Origin of the sequence: Iodobacter violaceini, from assembly GCF_011601265.1 — a bacterium.
GTDB classification, from domain to species: Bacteria; Pseudomonadota; Gammaproteobacteria; order Burkholderiales; family Chitinibacteraceae; genus Iodobacter; species Iodobacter violaceini.
Genome location: NZ_JAAOLX010000004.1, coordinates 263,853 through 282,617 on the forward strand (window position 1 = coordinate 263,853; position 18,765 = coordinate 282,617).

General features: G+C 46.6%; 14 protein-coding genes. All 14 read right to left on the minus strand.

Annotated features, from left to right (window positions below; all coding sequences use genetic code 11):
* Positions 1-38 precede the first annotated feature (38 nt).
* The 14 genes from HA050_RS09560 to HA050_RS09625 all read right to left on the minus strand — a co-directional run bounded on the left by HA050_RS09560 (position 39) and on the right by HA050_RS09625 (position 18,654).
* Complete coding sequence (locus HA050_RS09560; protein ID WP_166825101.1) at positions 39-422, minus strand: flagellar protein FlaG; 384 nt, start codon at positions 420-422, stop codon at positions 39-41.
* A 73-nt stretch (positions 423-495) separates the two neighbouring features.
* Positions 496-2,127 carry a flagellin N-terminal helical domain-containing protein gene (locus tag HA050_RS09565; RefSeq protein WP_166825103.1) on the minus strand — a complete coding sequence of 544 codons (1,632 nt, stop codon included), beginning with the start codon at positions 2,125-2,127 and terminating at the stop codon, positions 496-498.
* Between the two features lie 133 nt (positions 2,128-2,260).
* Positions 2,261-7,141 (minus strand): rhamnan synthesis F family protein, encoded by a 4,881-nt coding sequence (locus HA050_RS09570; protein WP_166825105.1) that lies wholly within the window; start codon positions 7,139-7,141, stop codon positions 2,261-2,263.
* A 66-nt stretch (positions 7,142-7,207) separates the two neighbouring features.
* Entirely contained in the window at positions 7,208-8,365 is a 1,158-nt protein-coding gene (rffA, locus tag HA050_RS09575) for a dTDP-4-amino-4,6-dideoxygalactose transaminase (protein ID WP_166825108.1), read from the minus strand.
* The gene (locus tag HA050_RS09580; protein WP_205836379.1) at positions 8,362-9,384 is read right to left on the minus strand and encodes a class I SAM-dependent methyltransferase; all 1,023 of its coding nucleotides are present in this window, start codon (positions 9,382-9,384) and stop codon (positions 8,362-8,364) included. Before HA050_RS09580 ends, rffA begins: the two co-directional genes overlap by 4 nt.
* A gap of 73 nt (positions 9,385-9,457) precedes the next feature.
* Entirely contained in the window at positions 9,458-10,468 is a 1,011-nt protein-coding gene (locus HA050_RS09585; RefSeq protein ID WP_166825110.1) for a class I SAM-dependent methyltransferase, read from the minus strand.
* A 35-nt stretch (positions 10,469-10,503) separates the two neighbouring features.
* Positions 10,504-11,313, minus strand: coding sequence for a phytanoyl-CoA dioxygenase family protein (locus HA050_RS09590; protein WP_205836380.1), 810 nt, complete (start codon positions 11,311-11,313; stop codon positions 10,504-10,506).
* 26 nt (positions 11,314-11,339) lie between these two features.
* The gene (locus HA050_RS09595; protein ID WP_166825112.1) at positions 11,340-12,260 is read right to left on the minus strand and encodes a glycoside hydrolase family protein; all 921 of its coding nucleotides are present in this window, start codon (positions 12,258-12,260) and stop codon (positions 11,340-11,342) included.
* A complete protein-coding gene (locus HA050_RS09600; protein WP_166825114.1) occupies positions 12,257-12,928 on the minus strand; it encodes an acetyltransferase in 672 nt (223 codons plus the stop codon). Before HA050_RS09600 ends, HA050_RS09595 begins: the two co-directional genes overlap by 4 nt.
* Positions 12,929-12,930: 2 nt before the next feature.
* On the minus strand, positions 12,931-13,554 hold the full coding sequence (locus tag HA050_RS09605) for a class I SAM-dependent methyltransferase (protein WP_205836381.1): 624 nt from the start codon (positions 13,552-13,554) through the stop codon (positions 12,931-12,933).
* Positions 13,551-14,264 carry a WbqC family protein gene (locus tag HA050_RS09610; protein ID WP_166825117.1) on the minus strand — a complete coding sequence of 238 codons (714 nt, stop codon included), beginning with the start codon at positions 14,262-14,264 and terminating at the stop codon, positions 13,551-13,553. Before HA050_RS09610 ends, HA050_RS09605 begins: the two co-directional genes overlap by 4 nt.
* A 124-nt stretch (positions 14,265-14,388) precedes the next feature.
* Positions 14,389-15,258, minus strand: coding sequence for a UTP--glucose-1-phosphate uridylyltransferase GalU (gene galU / locus HA050_RS09615; RefSeq protein WP_166825499.1), 870 nt, complete (start codon positions 15,256-15,258; stop codon positions 14,389-14,391).
* A gap of 263 nt (positions 15,259-15,521) precedes the next feature.
* Complete coding sequence (gene ligA, locus HA050_RS09620; protein ID WP_166825119.1) at positions 15,522-17,918, minus strand: NAD-dependent DNA ligase LigA; 2,397 nt, start codon at positions 17,916-17,918, stop codon at positions 15,522-15,524.
* 172 nt (positions 17,919-18,090) lie between these two features.
* Positions 18,091-18,654: a hypothetical protein gene (locus HA050_RS09625; RefSeq protein WP_166825122.1), complete on the minus strand. Its 564-nt coding sequence runs from the start codon at positions 18,652-18,654 to the stop codon at positions 18,091-18,093.
* Positions 18,655-18,765 lie beyond the last annotated feature (111 nt).

The following is an 18,765-nucleotide window of genomic DNA, read 5'->3' on the forward strand; positions in this document are numbered from 1 at the left end:
CCTCCCTTTTAATTTATCTATTCATCAGAGCGGCGAAATTACGCACGATCTTTTATCAGTAAGCCCTGAAAACGATCAATTGCTTTCGCAATTGAAATCGCCTCTTCACTTGGAAACTGCCGTATCACTTCTTTTGTTTTTGTATCAATCAGTTTCACAACAGGTAATTTCGTTTCTTCTTCTACGGAAAACTGCAAAGAATTCGAAAAACCCTGCACAGCCTGGTTTAATTTGTCAACGGCTTGTTTGACATCTTTGCTATCCGGGGCAGCCTTCAATGCCTGTACTGCATCAGGGCTGACCTTGACAGGTTCAGCACTGGCCACCTTTGCCAGATCGCCTGCTGGCGCATCATGAAAGCGCTCACTAACACTTTTTGTCGCAACAGGCGTAACAAGCGACGATGTAGACTGGATATCCATGATACACCTTCCTGTAGAAACGCCCCGACAACACGAGTTTGCCGGGGCCTTAACTCATTAAGCTTAATGCATATTAACCGCGTAACAGACTCAGAACCTGGTTAGGCAACGCATTCGCCTGACCTAACATTGCCGTACCCGCTTGTTGCAAGACCTGAGCACGAGTCAGCGCAGCTGTTTCACTTGCGAAGTCTGCATCTCTGATCCGGCTGCGTGCTGCACTCATGTTTTCTGACGTTGTAGCCAGATTATTAATGGTAGCAGTGAAGCGGCTTTGCAGCGCACCAAACTTAGCACGTTGGTCATTTACTGTCGACAAAGCGTCATCCACAACACGCAGCGCCTGGTTAGAGCCTTCAACGGTTGAAATATCCAGCTTTTCAACTGTTTTTAGCGTAGATGCATACGCTGCACCACTGCTTAATGCGGTTGTTGCAGAAGAGCCACCTACAGCCAGCACACCAGATGCAAACGCCGCACCGCTGGTTGTTACAGAGTAAGAGTTAGTGGAGTTCAATACGATCTGACCACCGAATGTCACCACACCCGAACCTGCTGCAGATGTAGAAATAGCACCCGCCTGGCCGCTCGACATAAACTGGATCGCGCCGCTTGAATTGGTTGTATCCATATCCCATTTCGTTACGCCACCACCAAAACCGCTGACATTGCTTGGATCGTTACTCAGAGCAATGTTAGAACCATCCGTTGCGATCAGTTTCAAGGCGTACTGAGTGGTCTTGGAAGAATCCTGGAATGTAGACAATTCAGCCGTAATACCTGTCTTAGAAGACTTAGCATTAAAGGCCTGGATGGCTTGAGAATACTCATCCGCCTCAATCTTGCCGTTGTTATCCAGATCGTTCACGTTAAACGATACAGATTCAAATGTGCTGCTCTTGGATGCGGCAGTTAAGCTGTATGTACCGGAAGCCAGACCTAAGTTAACTTCAGTACGTGCAGTGGCGGTTACACCTGTTCCTGCGGCATTGATTTTATTGGCAATGTCTTTTGCCATATCCGTACCAGAAACAGAAATGCTTGTACCGTTAATACTGAAAGAACCTGAGGCAGTCACTGCTGCGCCATCCACGTTTACTGTACCTGTTGCACCAGCAGTTACTGCTGTTGAGCCTGATACAGAGTTAGTGGTAACAAAATTACCTGTACCGTTACCCACACCCATTTGGTAAGTACCATATTGGTTTGTGCGTAAGTTTGCAGTATTAGCAGTAATGGTTTGATTGGTATTTGCACCGACCTGGTAAGTCGCTGCAGTAAAGCTGCCGTCAAACAATTTCTGGCCGTTAAACTCGGTAGAGGTTGCGAAGCGATCCAGCTCGGATACCAGCTGTGTCACTTCAGAGTTGATCGCCAGGCGGTCATTGGATGTGTTAGTGGCATTGGCAGATTGCACAGCCAATTCACGCACACGTTGCAAAATATCACCCATTTGGCCCAGCGCGCCTTCACCAGTTTGCGCAAGCGATACGCCATCGTTGGCATTACGCTTGGCCTGATCCATCCCTTTAATCTGGGAAGTGAAGCGCTCGGAAATCGCCAGACCCGCTGCATCGTCCTTGGCACTATTAATACGCAGACCCGAGGACAAGCGTTGCAGAGAGTTGGTTAAGCTCATTTGCGAGGTACTTAAATTACGCTGCGCATTGAGTGATGGTACGTTAGTGTTAATGACTTGAGACATGGTACTTCCCCTTGCTTGTCCTAGAATCGGTGCTTAGTGTTTCAGGCATATAAGTAAGCCCTTGTATGCTTTATCGGAAGTGCTTCGATAAACTTGAGGATTATTTGTAATCTTTTTTTCCTCAAGCGAAAGCCTAAGCTGACAACCATGCAGCACGCCATTTATCTAAGTTAGTACCATCCAGCATCCAGTCTTTTAATACCGCTTTTTTTAATGCCCTGCCGCTCTCAGCACTCGGGCCAGGATCTGATAAATGCTCACGAATGGCATCTACCCAATCCTTGTGCTTATTTCTCACCCGGGTAACCGGCAGGCTGCCGCGATAAGGAGCAATATCTGTACAAATCACCGGAAAGCCACAAGCACCGTATTCCAGCAGGCGCAAATTACTCTTGCACTGATTAAAGATATTTTGCTCTAAAGGAGCCAAAGCCAAATCTAAATTTAAGCTGGCCAGCTTGGCAGCATAAAGACTGATAGGTACACCAGAATGAAATTCATGCACATAAGGGAGCAGCTTATCTGGGCACATCCCAAAAAACACCCACTCCACCTCATTGGCCAGTGCCTTCACCACGCTTTCGATTAACTCCAGATCGCCCGTATGACTTGCACCACCTGCCCAGCCCACACGTGGTTTTTTGCCCTGATTACGCTCAGAGTGCAGATCACCCCAGATTGGCACAGGTAAATAATTATTCACCACGTGCATCACCGGATGCATGCCCTCATAGGCATTCGCCAGCTCATCTGTAGATACTGTAAACCGGTCAACAAAAGTCAGCGCCTTGCGCAAAGACTTCACCACATCTTTAGGCATGTGCGAGCGGTGAGCACTTTTGATCGGCACATTGGGCAAATAATCATCCAGCTCGTAAACCTTAAAGGAGGGTGAGCACGCTTTAGATAACCTTAAGAAATCAAGTTGCTGAGCAGAAATCTGCCGCTGAAACACCATCACATCCGGCGCCAGCTTGGCCAGCTCAAAAGCAGGGAAAAGCTCAAACGCAATAGCGCCCGCTATTTTTTGCGCCTCCAGCATCGCAGCAAAAGGCTGCAAAATACGATACTGCCCGCAGCCGGTCTGATCCGCAGGATGACAAAGCACCGTTGGCAGCGGCTTCCAGCTTAATGGCCGCCAGGATAATAAAGAGCGGTGCTCTAACTCAAAACCATTGCCACTGAGCGTTAAGTTTTTATTGTATGCAGGATCATTGCCAATCTCCGGCAGCCACTTGCGGTACATCGCCACTTGCTCGCCTTCAAAGCGCAATTGCTTGGCCGCGGCTTTATCAGGATTAATTTGCGACTGGCTCACACTGCCTTCGTGCATCACCACCGAGTAAGGCGTCCAGACAACCGAATAGCCCAGTGTTTTTACTTTCAGGCATAAATCCACATCATTATATGAAACCTTAAAATCATGCTCATCCATTCCGCCAGCCTGCTCATACACCGATTTGCGCACCATCATGCAAGCCGCGGTAACCACAGAATATTGCTGATCTAACTGCAAACGATGCATATAGCCGGATTCTTCTAATGATGCCCCAATGCAGGGATGATCAGCCGGCCCGCGCAAGCCCAGCACAACCCCGGCATGCTGAACCAGGCCATTCGGATACAATAACTTCGCACCTACAATGCCCACCTCAGGCCGCATGGCATGATGCAATAACTCTTCCAGCCATGAATTCTGAATAATGGCGGTATCATTATTAAGCAGCACAAGATAATCACCGTTGGCCTGGCCCACAGCGGCATTATTAATGGCAGAAAAATTAAATGCATGCGGATATTCAAACACCCGCAAACGATCACTCAGCAATAATTCAAGCTGCTCAAGATAAGGCAGTACCAGCGGATCATCACTATTATTATCAATAATAATGATTTCATAATTCGGATAACTGGTTTTTTCTAAAATAGATTCAATGCAACGCTGCAGCATAGGCAGCTGATTTTTAGTCGGAATAATAATACTGACCAATGGACGCTCTGGCAGCGCATATTTCACCCGCAGCGCCCCCTCTACCCGGCCATTAGGTAAAATTTCAGCAACGATATTCTGGCGCTGCAAGTGCAAATCAATTAAATCCGAGAAGGCTTTATAGCGCAGCGGATTCGATAATTGCCGTGATTCATTAATTTGCAAATGCGTTAATACTTCAGGAATATGCCCAATTGCGCCGGCCCCATCCTGCTCATAGCAATGCAATAAAAGAGCCAGCTGCTCCGCACCCCACCCTTCCATTTCAGCATAAACATCAGAAAAATCAGCCGCAGACCTGAGCAATATAAAGCCATCCGCATAGGGAATACTGCGTAACAAATTGATATCAAAATCAGGTTTAAAACGGGGGCAGGCAGGCCGCCCGTCCGCATTCATTACATCATCATCAAAATAAACCAGCTTCCATTCGGGGTGATCCACCAGCTGGTGCATGGCCAATAACAAACCGCTCATGGTTAACTGATCACCCGCCTCCAACACCCCCAGCCAGCCACTATCATCCTGTTGGGCCAGCGTATTTAAAATGGCAGAATAAAACCCATCTTTCACCTGAATCCACTCAATACCGGATTCCGGCATTGGATTGGCTGCGCTGGAGCAAACAAGCAGTTTTACATTGGCATAAAACTGGCGTGAAACACTGTTAATGGTTTCAATTAAGCCACTTTTATTTGCAAAGCGATCAACAATACAAATTTTAACTTCAGGCAAAGCAACCGCTTCTGCATGCAAATCGAATAACTTAGCTTCAGGAATGCACAATTCCTGCTTAGACAGCCAGTGCAAATATTCTTCACTGCTATTAGGGAAACGTGGATTAGGCACATTGCCCTGATAACCAGAATCAACGGTGAGTAAGCCCTGATGATAAGCAATTAAGGGGAATATCCGCTCAATCGCGTGCGCCAGCGTGCCATTGGTCTGGCCTGATTCTGGCTCAAAGTCTTCCTCAGAAATATTCAGGGCATTCAATGAATTAAAAATCTGCCCGCGGCACCAAAACATCGAGCCGCCCGGAAACTCGTACGCCATTTCATCTAAATTAAAACCAAGGCGCGCCGCCAATTCGCGCAATAAACCAATATTGCCACCCGGCGTATAATGCGCATGCACCAGCACCCCCGCCCCGGTCACAATTCCAACCTCCGGGCGGGTATTAAATAAATCAAAAATAGCCTGCACGCCTTCTTTTGAAGGCAATAAAGAAATTAATAATTCCTCACGCCATTTCTGCACCAGCTCCGGATCTAAATGCGGGGATTTTTTGGTATGCAATTTACATACAAAATCATACGCAGCCAGATTCTCGTGCTGCAAAAGACCAAACAAGGGGCCAATATCACGCCCTCTGTTGGCGGTGATATATAATTTTGCATCCGGAAAATGAAGCGAGAGCAACTCGCTGACAATATGTTTATTTTCAGCCGTCGTGGTTACAAATAAATCAAAGGAGAACGGAATGTTTTTTAATAACTCACGAATATCATCCCACTGCTCCACATAATATAAATGTAAAGCCACAGCAATGCGTAAGAGGCCGTTTTTCTTCAGTAATCCCTGCTGCCGGTATTCATGATCAAGACCAACCTGCAGCGCCATATTTTGTGCCAGCTGCAATTCTAAACGATCAAATAATTCAAACCGGGCTGCAGACAAAACGGGATCTAAACAAATTTTGGGCAGAACGGCTGCGCGATCGTAGGCCGCTTCCAGCGAGTGAACAAACGTTTCATCCGCATGATAAAGCCGTGTTGCCGTATGCCCAAAATGACCACGCCACTCGCGAAAGGCGAGATCGTCCATTAATCGCTGAATATCTCTCTGATAAGAAGGCGCATCCGACCATACGTACAGTGAAGTAGGCATGGTGGCTTCAATATCTAAAGCAAACTCGCATGCTCTCCAGGCTGCCGGCGCAAAACGCACCACAGGCTTACCCATCGCAGCAGCTTCAAATAATGCAGTTGGCGAAGTAAAAGGCACAGCATCCAGGTAAACATCGCAGGCCGTGTAAGCCGCCACCAGGCTCTCTTCAAACAAATGACCAATGCAATGCACACGCCCGGGAAATCTTGCAGAAAATTCAGCCCATGGCGCAGTAAGATCAGGGCCGACCAAAATCAGATGCGCTCCGGGATTATTTTCAAGCACAGGCGCAAGTAAATCCGCAAGACAAACACCTTCAATTGGAAGGTATTTATAAGGCGAACCACAAGACATTAATACAAAAGCATCTTTATCAATTGCGCATTCCGCACGGATATCACGCACAGCGACTTTCTCAAGCCTTTGAAAATCCAAAGGAATAGGAATCCAGCCGATATTTTCTTTCGCAATACCACGGCGGCTGTTCAGCAGGGCTGCCGACATACTTAATACAATATTTGATACCGTCGCCCCCAGCCAGAATGTGTGGGCAGCATGGTCCTGAAAAATAACCGGCGGAGGTGTCTTCATACCTGCCAGTGCGGCATTCGCCAATACATCATGAGGATGAATCAGTAATACCACCCGATCAGCATCATTTATTCTTTGGCGCAAATGACTTGCACGCTCTAAAAGAGTGGGAGAATTTAATACAACAATGGTGAGCCTTCCCTCTTCGGAAAGAGCTTGTAATTGCACGGGTACAGGATCAATTTGCTGAGTTAATACTAAAGTATGGTGAGAATTTTTATCCAGCTCAATCCAGCGCCACGCAATACGGCTATGCCCGCCACTTGCCGAAACATTGGTCATGATTGTTAAAATACGGCGCTGCTTGCGGGGGGCAGAAACCCCGTTGTTTAATACTGGCAGATGGCCTGATACGCCCGCAATCAGCTGTTCAAGCTCGCTGCTGGCAAATAAGCCCATACTATGATGCCAGGCAAACATGGCTAAATCCTGAGCCTGGCGTAATACTTGCTCGTATTTTTTATTTGCAAGTAAGGATTTTATTTCTTTAATATCGCGTTCAAATTTAAGCAGGTTTTCAGAAACTTGCGATTCAAATGACATAAGTACCACCATAAATTATTATTGAATCGCCAGTGGCCACAAGCCGCGATCAAAATGAGCAAAAGACTAGCTGTAAAGAGCAATATTCTGAAAGAAATGGGTAACATGATGGCAAACAAAGCGCACCTGATCATGATTCATTTCATTAAACATCGGCAATCTTAATAAGCGCATGGAAACATCAATCGTGACATTTAAATCACCATGCGCCCGCCCGAGGCGCATCCCCGCAGGAGAATTATGCAAGGGTACATAATGAAAAACAGCATTAATCCCCTGCTTAGTTAAATAGTGAATCAAGTTTTTACGCTCAATTTCATTTTTGCATAATACGTAAAAAATATGGCCAATTGAGCGATGCCCATCACGCACATAAGGCAATACCAAATGCCCTGCATCTGCCAGCGGCTGTAAAAGCTGCATGTATTTTTCATATAAAGCACGGCGGTTGGAATTAATTCTTTTTGCCTGCTCTAATTGAGCAAACAAAAAAGCGGCCGTTAATTCGCTGGGCAAAAATGAGGAGCCAATATCTACCCATGTATATTTATCAACCTGCCCCTGAAAAAAAGCTTTCCGATTTGTACCTTTATGCCAGATTATTTCTGCACGTTCGATCAATTCAGGATTATTAATCAGCAATGCTCCGCCTTCTCCGCTGATAATATTTTTGGTCTCATGAAAACTAAGGCAGCCCAAATCACCAATTGTACCCAAGGCCCTGCTCTCATCAAAAGCCAGGATAGCCTGAGCAGCGTCTTCAATCAGTTTGATATTATATTTTTTGCATAGCGCTTCTAATGCCTGCATGGCGCAGGGCTGGCCTGCATAATGCACGGCAACAATGGCTTTGGTGCGGCCTGTAATCGCAGCCTCAACCAGGCTTTCATCCAGATTTAAAGTATCCGGGCGAATATCCACAAAGACGGGCGTCGCTCCGCGCAACACAAAGGCATTCGCGGTAGAAACAAAGGTAAATGAAGGCATAATCACCTCATCCCCCGGCCCTACATCCGCCAGAATCGCACTCATTTCCAGCGCTGCAGTACAAGACTGTGTAAGCAGCACTTTTTTGCAGTGTAATTCTGTTTCCAGCCAGGCCTGACAACGCCGGGTAAATTGGCCATCTCCGGAAATAGAGCCATTAATCACCGCCTGGGCAATATAAAACAACTCTTTGCCAACAATAAAAGGCTTGGCAAAAGGAATGGGTAATATACTCATTTTTTTATTTTCCTGAAGATGCCAAAGAGTTTATATCCCAAATAATCATCGTGCAGCATATCTGTATTCAGCGCCTGCATGCTCTGCAGCGGTTTACCGCTTAATTGCTGGTATACAGCAGCCACAGCGTCTTCGGGATAAGCCTGAATCCGGTCCAGCTCAGTAATATAGGTTTCCAGGAAACACACTTCAAAACCAGCCTTAAGTAATAAAGCACTTAAAGTATCAGGGGTAAAATAGCTCCAATGCCCATGACATACATTTGAATTTTTCGCGCCTTCGATCCGCAGCAACAGGCTATTGAAATTGGGCACCTGAACAATTAAATAGCCAGGGTCTGCCAACTGGCTGCTGACTATAGATAAAAATGGCAAGGGGTCTGCAATATGCTCCAGAACATCCAGGACAACGATTGCATTAAAAGGCATTTCATCAGCCGGCAACGCCGCCGGGTATTCCCCCTGTACAACGGTAAACCCCTTAGTTTGCGACAGTGCCACCGCGTCGGCATTAATTTCGACGCCCATCATTTGCCAGCCCAGCTCCTGAGCGGCTTCTAGCAAAACGCCATTTGATGAGCCAATTTCCAAACCTTTACCCTGCCCAATAAACTGGTGCATCCGGCCTGCCACATACCGGGCCTTTTCACGCTCCAGGAAGGAATAAGTATCCGTTTGCTTTTGCAACAAATGGCACTGTGCTGAAGAACTATTCTGATAACGCAAACGCTCCTGCTCTGGTGTAATGACTTCACGGCTATAAATAAAACCACAATCCCCGCAGGATAATAAATGCATTCCATGCGCTGTCATGACCAATTCTGCATTTTGATGCAAAGCCCCGCATTGAGGGCAATCACGCTGGTAGGTAAGCCCCGGCAAAAAATCTCCTGCTGAATCTAATAGCGCAGCAAAAGTTTCTTTTTCTGCTTGCCGCAATAATCCAACTGCAGATGCTAAAGCAGACCGGGTTCCGGGAATTAGCGCCGCATCAAAGCGGTTTTTATCAAGATCAATCAAAGCAACACCCTAATGATTACGCTATTTATCACAAGCCATTAAGCAATGAGAAATTCAGCTCAAATATTGTCGATTATTTTTTTTCGTTTTTAATAAGTGAATTCTCAACCGCTTTTTCCAGCCATGCGCTTGCACTTACCCCTGCAGCAGCTGCTGCCTCAGCTATTTTTTGCTTAAGCTCCGGATCAACCCCCTCTAACTGGCCATAGTATCTTTTTCTGATACTTCCACCCCGCACACCCTGATGAGGTACATCAATATTCATATAAGGCAATGAGGACGCAACTGTAAAATCGATAATATAAAAACAATTTCCCAATACCCAGCTTAAATGAACGTCGGATGCGGTTTCCGGCAGCAATGCCAGTGGCGGCTCTAAAGCCCACAACTTATTATTGCAAATAGCCATTTTTCCATACTCATGCTCTTTCAGCCACGGCGCAATCCCTTCATCCCCCAAAACAACCCTGCCGCCCGCCTTCACCACACGAGACATTTCACTAATAGCCGCTTTCATATCAGAAAATAAATTGATGCCTCCAAAATGATATGCTGCATCAAAAAAATCATCCTCAAAGGGCAGCATGGAGGCATTAGAAACACTTAAATAAATATTCTTCAGATCAATTTCATCTGACACAGTATTTTTTAAAATCCGGGCTGTTGCAGCAACCATTAAATCAGAGAGATCCTGGGCATAAACCTCCCCATTTACGCCCACTTTAGGCAGCACGCTCAAAATATCATTACCCAAACCACAGCCGGTGATCAGTACCCGATCACCTTTTTTTAAATTTAATTTATCAAGCAATGTGCTTCTGAATATTGACTCATCAACATTAAATGTTTCAAATAACCACGAAAGGAAATTATCATAGGCTTGCTCAGAATTATCTCTGCTGTACATTACCTGAGATATTTTATCTCCGCCTGACAATAACTTTTCATCAATAAACACCGGAATTTTATTAATCATATCCGCATTAAGAAATGGGTAGCCCCCGCCCTGCAGGCTGCTTAAACCAGAATCAGCAACGAATAATTTTTCTTTTGATAATGGACAGCAATATTGACTAATCAACATAAATACCCCTTTATAGCAGACAGTCGCTGATGCGCTCAGCGAGATAAATATTCAGATACAGAATTAAATTCCTGAAATGTAAACCCTAAAATTTCTTTTTCCTCATCAGTCAGAGAAACATCAGGCATAATCCTGGGAATATTGATTTGCTGCTTGAAAAATGGAATATTATATAAATGGTTCACCGCTCTGCGCTCTGAGCCTGTACTGTTAAACCCGCCCGAATGAAACACCATACAATCCAGAATAATAAAAGAGCCTGCCTTTGCTTCAATTTGCACAGCATTATTTTTAATGAAATGTGCAGAAGGGAAAGCCTCAGCCTTATGCGATGCCGGCAATAAAAAGGTGGACCCATTTTCAAAAGTAAAATCATCAACACAAAAAAGGGCATTAATGGCAACCGGCATGGAAGATACAAAATGCTGATAAGGAATATCCCTGTGCCACGCAGCTTGATTATAAGTTTCCCCTGGCGGATTAATGACACCATTCTGCTGATTCAGAATAAACTTCCCCATAATTAATTTTTTAATTACAGGTAATAGGTTTTTATTCAACGCCAGCCGGAGAAATGCTTCATCACCATGAGTCAGAGGAGCCCGAATAGTATTGTACTCATTGGCAGCTCTCAGTTTTTCTTCGCCCTGATTTTTAATATATTCAGCACGGGTATGGTTAAACACTTCAGAGAAATTTTTTAACTCTGAAGAAGAATAACCAGAATCAATCACGCCATAGCCAAGCATTCTGATCTGCTCGACGACCTCATCAATCACGGTATCCGTCTGATTTTGAATAAGAATGCCGTACGATGCCTCTGGAATATTATTTTTTGTCATCATTGATGATATCTCGTTTGCTGAATATGCTAAGCAAGCACCAGCTTTGCTAAACCAAAGCCTGTGGCACCATAGTGATTGCCGTTATAAATCATGTACCACTCTTTACCATACTGAAACACGCAAGGATAGGTTTGCTCAAACGATTCCCATTCTTCTGCATTTCCCTGCCAGCTGAAATATTCATCATGCCTTTGCCAGCGAATACCATCATCTGATTCTGCATAACCAATTGAATATTGAGTAACAGTGCGAATTGAATACCACATGCGCCAGATATGGCCATCATGACAAACACAAGGGCGTGTCAGCGCAATTTCACCAGGCAATAAATCCAAGCAAACCACACCTTCTCTTTGCCATAACTGACCATCTGCTGAGCTGGCATATTTCAAAACGTGCTGCATTCCCCCCTGATTAACACCCCAGGTCAGCGTAGAGCCATACCACATATGCCATTTTTGATTTGCATCACGCAATACCCAAGGATAAGACAATGAATAGGGATCATGCTCATGGCGATCAAGAACAGGTGCAAGTTTCGGCCGTTTAAAAACACCATCCAAAGTGCCTGTAGCAATACCAATACTATTACGCCATGGCACGGTAACTGCTAAATTCCAGCCAATATAATAGAGCCACAACTCATGGTTAACCGGTGTAATACAGCCTAAGGATATTCCGCTATCATCATAGCTGCCTGCTTCCCCAGGCAATAAAACAGGGGTTTCTGCTATGGCAATAATCTTACCCAGCCCTTCATCATCAGGCTGCCAATCCAGCCATGCCACGCCTGCGCAATTTTGTGTATTTCGGTAATTGAAATAAATACGGACGCGCCCATCGGCAAGCACTAATGGCATTGGATTAGCCGCATGGCTATGCAACCAATCCCTTTGCTGATTGGGCTCAAACAAGCGTCCTATTCTTTGCCATATTTGCTTAGTCATTCAGTCACAACCTTGAAAAACCGCCGTGCGCCTTCGCTTACTTCTGAGCGTGCGCCTTTGGCAAAGCCATCTTCTTCCATATTTCGGGTGACTAATGCCGCTGCACCAATCATGCAATCGTCCGCAATGGTTAAATTATTTGACAGCGTGGCATTCACGCCGATAAATTGATGATCACCGATATGACAACAGCCTGAAATAACTGCATGTGAAGCAATAAATACATGGCTGCCAATTTCAGAATGATGACCAATATGGTTTCCACTCCAGAGCACCACATTATCGCCAAGCTTTACAAAGGGTTGCACGGTATTGTTTTCAAAAATAAAGCAATGCTCGCCTAATTCAACATTTCGCCAGACAAATGCCCGTGAGCTGATATAGCTGGCTGGGGTATAACCCATTTTTTTTGCATTGTTAAAAAAACGCTCTCTGACCCTGTTAAGCTGCCCGTAGGTAATAGCAGCATAAAAGCTGTGCTCTGCCGGATTAAACTTTTGAGTAATTTCATCCGTGGCAATCACTGGCAGACCAAATTTCTGCTCACATTGCAGATAAGGACGATCGACACAAAAAGCCACGACCTGGTAATCCGAATCATACGTAAAATACTCATATGCAATATCTGCAAACAAGCCATCGCCAAATAAAACCAGATTGCGCTTCATTGCTAGCCCCCTTTCCTGACCAGAATGGTAAATTCATAAAGATCATAATCATGCAGTAAAGCCACATTTCTGGAAAAATTTCTTTTGCAGTAATCAAAAAAACGGCATGGATCGCCATAATATAAATGAGGTTTCATTTTTTCCTGATCTGAATAAAGAGTCAGGCAATTAAATGAAAACCCCAGGCGGCTCTCCTGATTAAGCTGATTAATCATGTTAAATACAAACTCTTCCCAATCCTGCACGGCAACATCCTGCTTCACGCTCAGCAGGCCACTTGCCACCGCATAATCTGCCTGCCGGCCGGCCTGATCCGCACAAAGAAACGTCACACCCGTCTTATCGGCAAATTTTGCTTTAGCATTAGAAATCATTTCAGAGGAGAGATCATAACCAAGATAATCTGCATCGGCCCCTTCCGCACGCAGGTGTTCAAGCAGTGCACCGTAGCCACATCCCATATCATTCAGGCTATATGGCTGATTGGCCGTAATCTGCAAAAGCTGCTTAAAGCGCAATCGTTGTGATGCCTCGCTATTCCAATCCACTCCTGCCGGTGTAGCACCAAAAGTTTGGACGCGCTGGCTGTAATATTGTGCCACCCTTGTTTTTATATCTTCGCTCATGCTGGCTCACTTTGTATTAAAAATTGCGCCGCACCCTCACCGCAATTAAACAACAAATCTAAAATGCTGACGCCATGTACAAAATCACCATATAACTGAGGATACTCAGGGTAATGATCATATGTCATATATTGCAGACGAATATTTGCCTTCTCAAATTGATCAATATCAATATAATTTGAAGCAGATGGCCCGGAGATATAATCAGTGGCCTGAAATGACTTGCATAAATGAACGAGATTTTCTGTTCTGCCCGCCACTTTCGGAAACTGAGCAGACCACATAATAGGTGTATCAATACCCAGCAACTGGCAAAGTCGCTTTAAAAATAAATAATTAATCTCTGAAAGCTTACGCAGATGCGATGCTTCTTCATAAAGAGATTGAATTCCGGGTGCATAATCAGCAAAAAATGGCGCGCGGCGATAGCTGTTATTAATTGTTTTCCAGTGAGATTCAGCCCAGCTATGCTCGCTGACTTCTGTTTCATCAATTCGCTGCTCGTATTTGCCTTTCACCTTAACGGGGATGGTTAACCACTGTAAACCCTGAGCGGTTTTAATCAGATTGCGGTTGCGCCAATCACGCCGGGTATATTGCATATCATCATATAAAACAAAAACATCGGCCTGACGAATTAAATCAAAATACCCTTTCCACGGAATATAATTTGACTGAACGATTACAATTTTTTTTTCAGGGATACACATAAAACCCTTAGAGGCAAAAGAGTTATTTTAGATTTAATTCTTTAAATTTCTTTAAGCATCATAGAGCAAAAAAAAAGGCGGCACCAGAGGCGCCGCCTTTTTTGCAAGCTTATAGAAATAGCAATTAAGCTTTTAAGCTCTTTACGTAAGCCGAAAACTCTTCACCAACTTCACTGTGCTTCATACCATAAGCCATAGTGGCTTTCAGATAGCCCAGCTTAGAGCCGCAATCGTAGCGGGTGCCTACAATCTTATGCGCAAGAATGTGCTGTTCTTGCATCAGCGCAAAGATGCCATCTGTAAGCTGGATTTCACCGCCCTTACCTGGCTGCACATGCTGCAAATGGTGAAAAATACGTGGTGTTAAGATATAGCGGCCAACAACGGCCAGATTAGACGGTGCTTCTTCTGGCTTTGGCTTTTCAACAATATTGGTGATTTTTAAGCGGTTATTACCATCTTGTACTTCAACAATGCCGTAAGAGCCGGTATCTTGCTGCGGCACTTGCTCAACACCAAGGATGGAGCAGTGAGTATCGCTGAACACATCAACCATACGTTTCATTTCGCTGGTTGCACCACCATCGATTAAATCATCCGCCAGAATCACTGCAAACGGCTCATCGCCAACTACAGGCTTGGCGCAGAGTACAGCGTGGCCCAAGCCCAGCGCTTCTGGCTGACGGATATAGATGCAGCTGACTGACTTGGGAATAATGCCACGCAGGATTTCCAGCAGTGCTTGTTTGTTTTTTGCTTCCAGCTCGGCCTCTAATTCGTAGGCTTTATCAAAGTGATCTTCAATACTGCGTTTATTACGGCCAGTAATAAAGATCATTTCAGTAATGCCTGCTGCCAGTGCTTCTTCTACCGCATACTGAATCAGCGGCTTATCCACTACCGGCATCATTTCTTTTGGGCTGGCTTTGGTAGCAGGCAGAAAACGGGTGCCCATGCCCGCAACAGGGAATACGGCCTTGCGTACTTTTTGCATTTGAGAATCCTGATATGAAGTAGAGAGTAAGCCTAATCGAAGAGCTGCACCCAGCACCTGATCGGCCTGGCGCTGCAAAAGCGGATCGGGCCACTGGGATACGGCAGAGCGCCCAAGCCCGAGTGCATCAGCAAGGCGGGTTTGAGTGCCAAAGAGTTTGATTGCTTCAGACTTTTGCATGGCGCAATGTTTATATAAATAAACACCCAAGTCAACCAAAATGACGGCATTCACGAATGTTTAATAATATAAACAACACGCCACTACTCACTTATCTCCAACATCCGCAGCAAGGCTGCCTCATCTAAAATTGACACCCCCAAATCCTGCGCTTTAGTCAGCTTGCTGCCGGCATCACTCCCTGCCACGACATAATGCGTTTTTTTCGAGACGCTGCCAGACACCTTACCCCCAGCTGCTTCAATCATGTCTTTTGCCTGATCACGCGATAAGGTAGGCAGCGTGCCGGTCAGCACCAAGGTTTTATCTTTAAACACCCCCGCAACGGATTCAGTTTCGGCCGGTAATTGGCTTTCTAAATCAGCACACCATGCGGCCAACTGCTGCAATGATGCACGCCGCCCTTCTTCATCCAGCCAGGCCAGCAATGCTTTTGCCACATCACCGGGTAAAAAGGTGAGTGTCAGCCAATCGGCCTCAGCCAAAGCACTTAAACTTGTAACCCGCTCAGCCAGCTGGCCACTGCGCACGGCCGATAATTTAGGCACACCAAGATGGGCGTAAAGTGCAGCGGGCTGTAGTTTTTCACGCAACAAGCCACTTGGGGCATGCTCGTCCTTAGGCGCAACGCCCGCCGCGAGCAAAGCATCAAGCGCGAGCTGGTTTTTGGGCTCGGCAAAAAACTCACTGATGGCCACAGCCACAGTGTCACCAATATCAGGCAGCGATCTCAAGAGTGATGCAGGTGCATGGCGAATGACCGCCAGACTACCCAGCCAGTCAGCCAGTGTTTTGGCGGTTGATTCACCCACATGACGAATCCCCAGCGCAAACAGAAAACGCGCCAAGAGCGGCGCTTTACTGGCAGCAATGCCTTCCAGCAAGTTTTCAGCCCATTTGGTTGCAAGGCGGCCTTGCGCAATACTTTCGGCACTGACACCGGCCGCTTCGTCGGCGGCGGCTTTCATATTCTGAAAATCGGACAGAGTCAGCGCGTATAAATCCGCCAGCGATTTTACATAACCCAAATCAACCAGGCTTTCTACATAGCGCTCACCAAGGCCGTCGATATCCATCATGCGCCGGCCCGCAAAGTGGCGAATTGCTTCTTTTCGCTGCGCGGAGCAGCTTAAGCCGCCAGAGCAACGTGCAACGGCCTCGCCCTCTTCACGCACCACATGCGAACCACAGACCGGGCAAGACTTAGGCAAGGAGAACACCGGGTAAAGCGGCTCTTGCGCGGGTGAAAATAAATCTGCGCCCGGCACGTCTTTCATCGGGCGACGCTCCAGCACCACATTCACCACTTCAGGGATCACATCGCCTGCGCGGCGCACAGCAACGGTATCGCCCACCCGCACATCTTTGCGTCTTGCTTCGTCTTCGTTGTGCAGCGTGGCATTGGTTACTGTTACACCGCCCACAAACACAGGCTGCAAGCGCGCCACTGGCGTGATTGCACCCGTGCGCCCCACCTGAACATCAATAGCTTCCACAATGGTTAAGGCTTCTTGCGCAGGGAATTTATGCGCGACGGCCCAGCGTGGCTCGCGTGTTCTGAAACCCAGCTCTTTTTGCAGAGCCATGCTGTTGACTTTGTAAACCACACCGTCAATATCAAACGGCAGGCTGTCACGGATATCGCTCACATGCGCATGAAACTCCGCGAGCCCCTCTCCACCCTGCAGCACAGCCCGTTCAGCGCAAACAGGGAAACCCAAGCCTGCCAGCGCATCCAGCACGGCCGAATGTGTTTCCGGCTGCGCCCAGCCTTCAACCACGCCGAGACCATAGGCAAAGAAAGACAACGGTCTTGCGGCTGCAATAGCCGGATCAAGCTGGCGCACCGCACCGGCTGCGGTATTTCTTGGATTCACAAAAGTTTTGTCGCCTGCAGCCAGCTGGCGCTCGTTCAGGCGATCAAAATCATCACGGCGCATATACACCTCGCCCCGCACCTCCAGCACCGCAGGCAAAACCTCACCCTGTAAACGCAATGGAATCTGCAAAATGGTACGGATATTTTGTGTAACATCTTCACCCGTCGCGCCATCGCCCCGCGTGGCGGCCTGCACCAGCACGCCGTTTTCATAGCGCAAACTAATGGCGAGGCCATCAAACTTCAGCTCGGCCGCGTATTCAATCGCAGCAGCGCTTAGCGGTAAATCCAGCTCTTTACGCACGCTGGCATCAAAAGCCAGTGCGCCCGCAGGCGTGACATCGGTTTCGGTGCGGATCGACAGCATGGCAATGGTGTGGGTAACAGAGTCGAACTGCGGCAGGGGCTTGCCGCCTACCCGAAGCGTGGGCGAATCGGATGTCGCCAATTCGGGGTGCGCAATTTCCAGCGCCTGCAGCTCACGAAACAGGCGGTCGTACTCCGCATCGGGCACCGTGGGCGCATCAAGCACATAGTATTCATGGGCATATTGGTGGAGTTGTTTGCGCAGAGATTGCGCCTGTTCTGGCAATGTCATCATTTTTTTCGTGGTTGTGTGCAGATTTTCAGATTAGGGCGGGATTAAGCTTGAATGAATAAACAGAAGCCTGAGTTCATTTTTTCAGGACGCATAGCAGCATTATATTGCTAATTGCAGAGGCACAAGCAATCTGCGCCTCTGCATAATCAGGATCAGAAGCAAATCACCACAATTATTGAGTAAAAATCGAAATACCCATTCCCTGAAACGGCCCCAGCGGGGTATTTTCTTGTTCAAATTGCTCAATACTGGGCGTGCCACTCCATAATTTATAAACTAGGCGCTCATTTTGAATAATGTAGATCACATCGAAATGCCAGCCGGAAATCATAGTTTTGCGTTCAAAATTTAAAAAATCCGCCCAAAAATTGCCATAGCGTTTTTTCGTCATGCTTTTTTGCTCAATTTCATAAGCAAAGCACGAGGTTTGCGCGGCAATACACACCTGAATTTGCGGCGCCAATAATCGCGGCTCGCCCGCGCCGCTCAAAGCCAGACGGCGCATTAGATCGGCATAGCTGAGCACAACAATATTGGGTGTTTTCAGCGGATCCAGCCCCATATCATGCAATTGCTGCAGACTGGTGGTTTCAAGCGTCATACTTTTAAAAGCCTGCTCTGCCGTTTGATAATCGGGCCAGGGAGTACGGCTGATTTGCTCTGAATCGGGCAGAAGGGCAGCACAGGATGTCAGGACTACACAGGCAATCGCACAGCTTATTTGAGCGTGTTTCATACACCCTCCGACAGCACAACAGCGATATACTCATATCGGCACTCTAGTCGAAAAATGCAGCACAACCAGCCTGTTTATGGCTAAAAGTAGCAATACCGCTGACAAGCAGCG

What these genes read in the sequence shown, in the direction of transcription:
- HA050_RS09570 (WP_166825105.1), bottom strand. Translation starts at nt 7,141, where the DNA reads ATGTCATTTGAATCGCAAGTTTCTGAAAACCTGCTTAAATTTGAACGC.
- HA050_RS09595 (WP_166825112.1), bottom strand. Translation starts at nt 12,260, where the DNA reads ATGACTAAGCAAATATGGCAAAGAATAGGACGCTTGTTTGAGCCCAAT.
- HA050_RS09560 (WP_166825101.1), bottom strand. Translation starts at nt 422, where the DNA reads ATGGATATCCAGTCTACATCGTCGCTTGTTACGCCTGTTGCGACAAAA.
- HA050_RS09610 (WP_166825117.1), bottom strand. Translation starts at nt 14,264, where the DNA reads ATGTGTATCCCTGAAAAAAAAATTGTAATCGTTCAGTCAAATTATATT.
- rffA (WP_166825108.1), bottom strand. Translation starts at nt 8,365, where the DNA reads ATGAGTATATTACCCATTCCTTTTGCCAAGCCTTTTATTGTTGGCAAA.
- HA050_RS09585 (WP_166825110.1), bottom strand. Translation starts at nt 10,468, where the DNA reads ATGTTGATTAGTCAATATTGCTGTCCATTATCAAAAGAAAAATTATTC.
- HA050_RS09625 (WP_166825122.1), bottom strand. Translation starts at nt 18,654, where the DNA reads ATGAAACACGCTCAAATAAGCTGTGCGATTGCCTGTGTAGTCCTGACA.
- HA050_RS09600 (WP_166825114.1), bottom strand. Translation starts at nt 12,928, where the DNA reads ATGAAGCGCAATCTGGTTTTATTTGGCGATGGCTTGTTTGCAGATATT.
- ligA (WP_166825119.1), bottom strand. Translation starts at nt 17,918, where the DNA reads ATGATGACATTGCCAGAACAGGCGCAATCTCTGCGCAAACAACTCCAC.
- HA050_RS09590 (WP_205836380.1), bottom strand. Translation starts at nt 11,313, where the DNA reads ATGATGACAAAAAATAATATTCCAGAGGCATCGTACGGCATTCTTATT.
- HA050_RS09605 (WP_205836381.1), bottom strand. Translation starts at nt 13,554, where the DNA reads ATGAGCGAAGATATAAAAACAAGGGTGGCACAATATTACAGCCAGCGC.
- galU (WP_166825499.1), bottom strand. Translation starts at nt 15,258, where the DNA reads ATGCAAAAAGTACGCAAGGCCGTATTCCCTGTTGCGGGCATGGGCACC.
- HA050_RS09565 (WP_166825103.1), bottom strand. Translation starts at nt 2,127, where the DNA reads ATGTCTCAAGTCATTAACACTAACGTACCATCACTCAATGCGCAGCGT.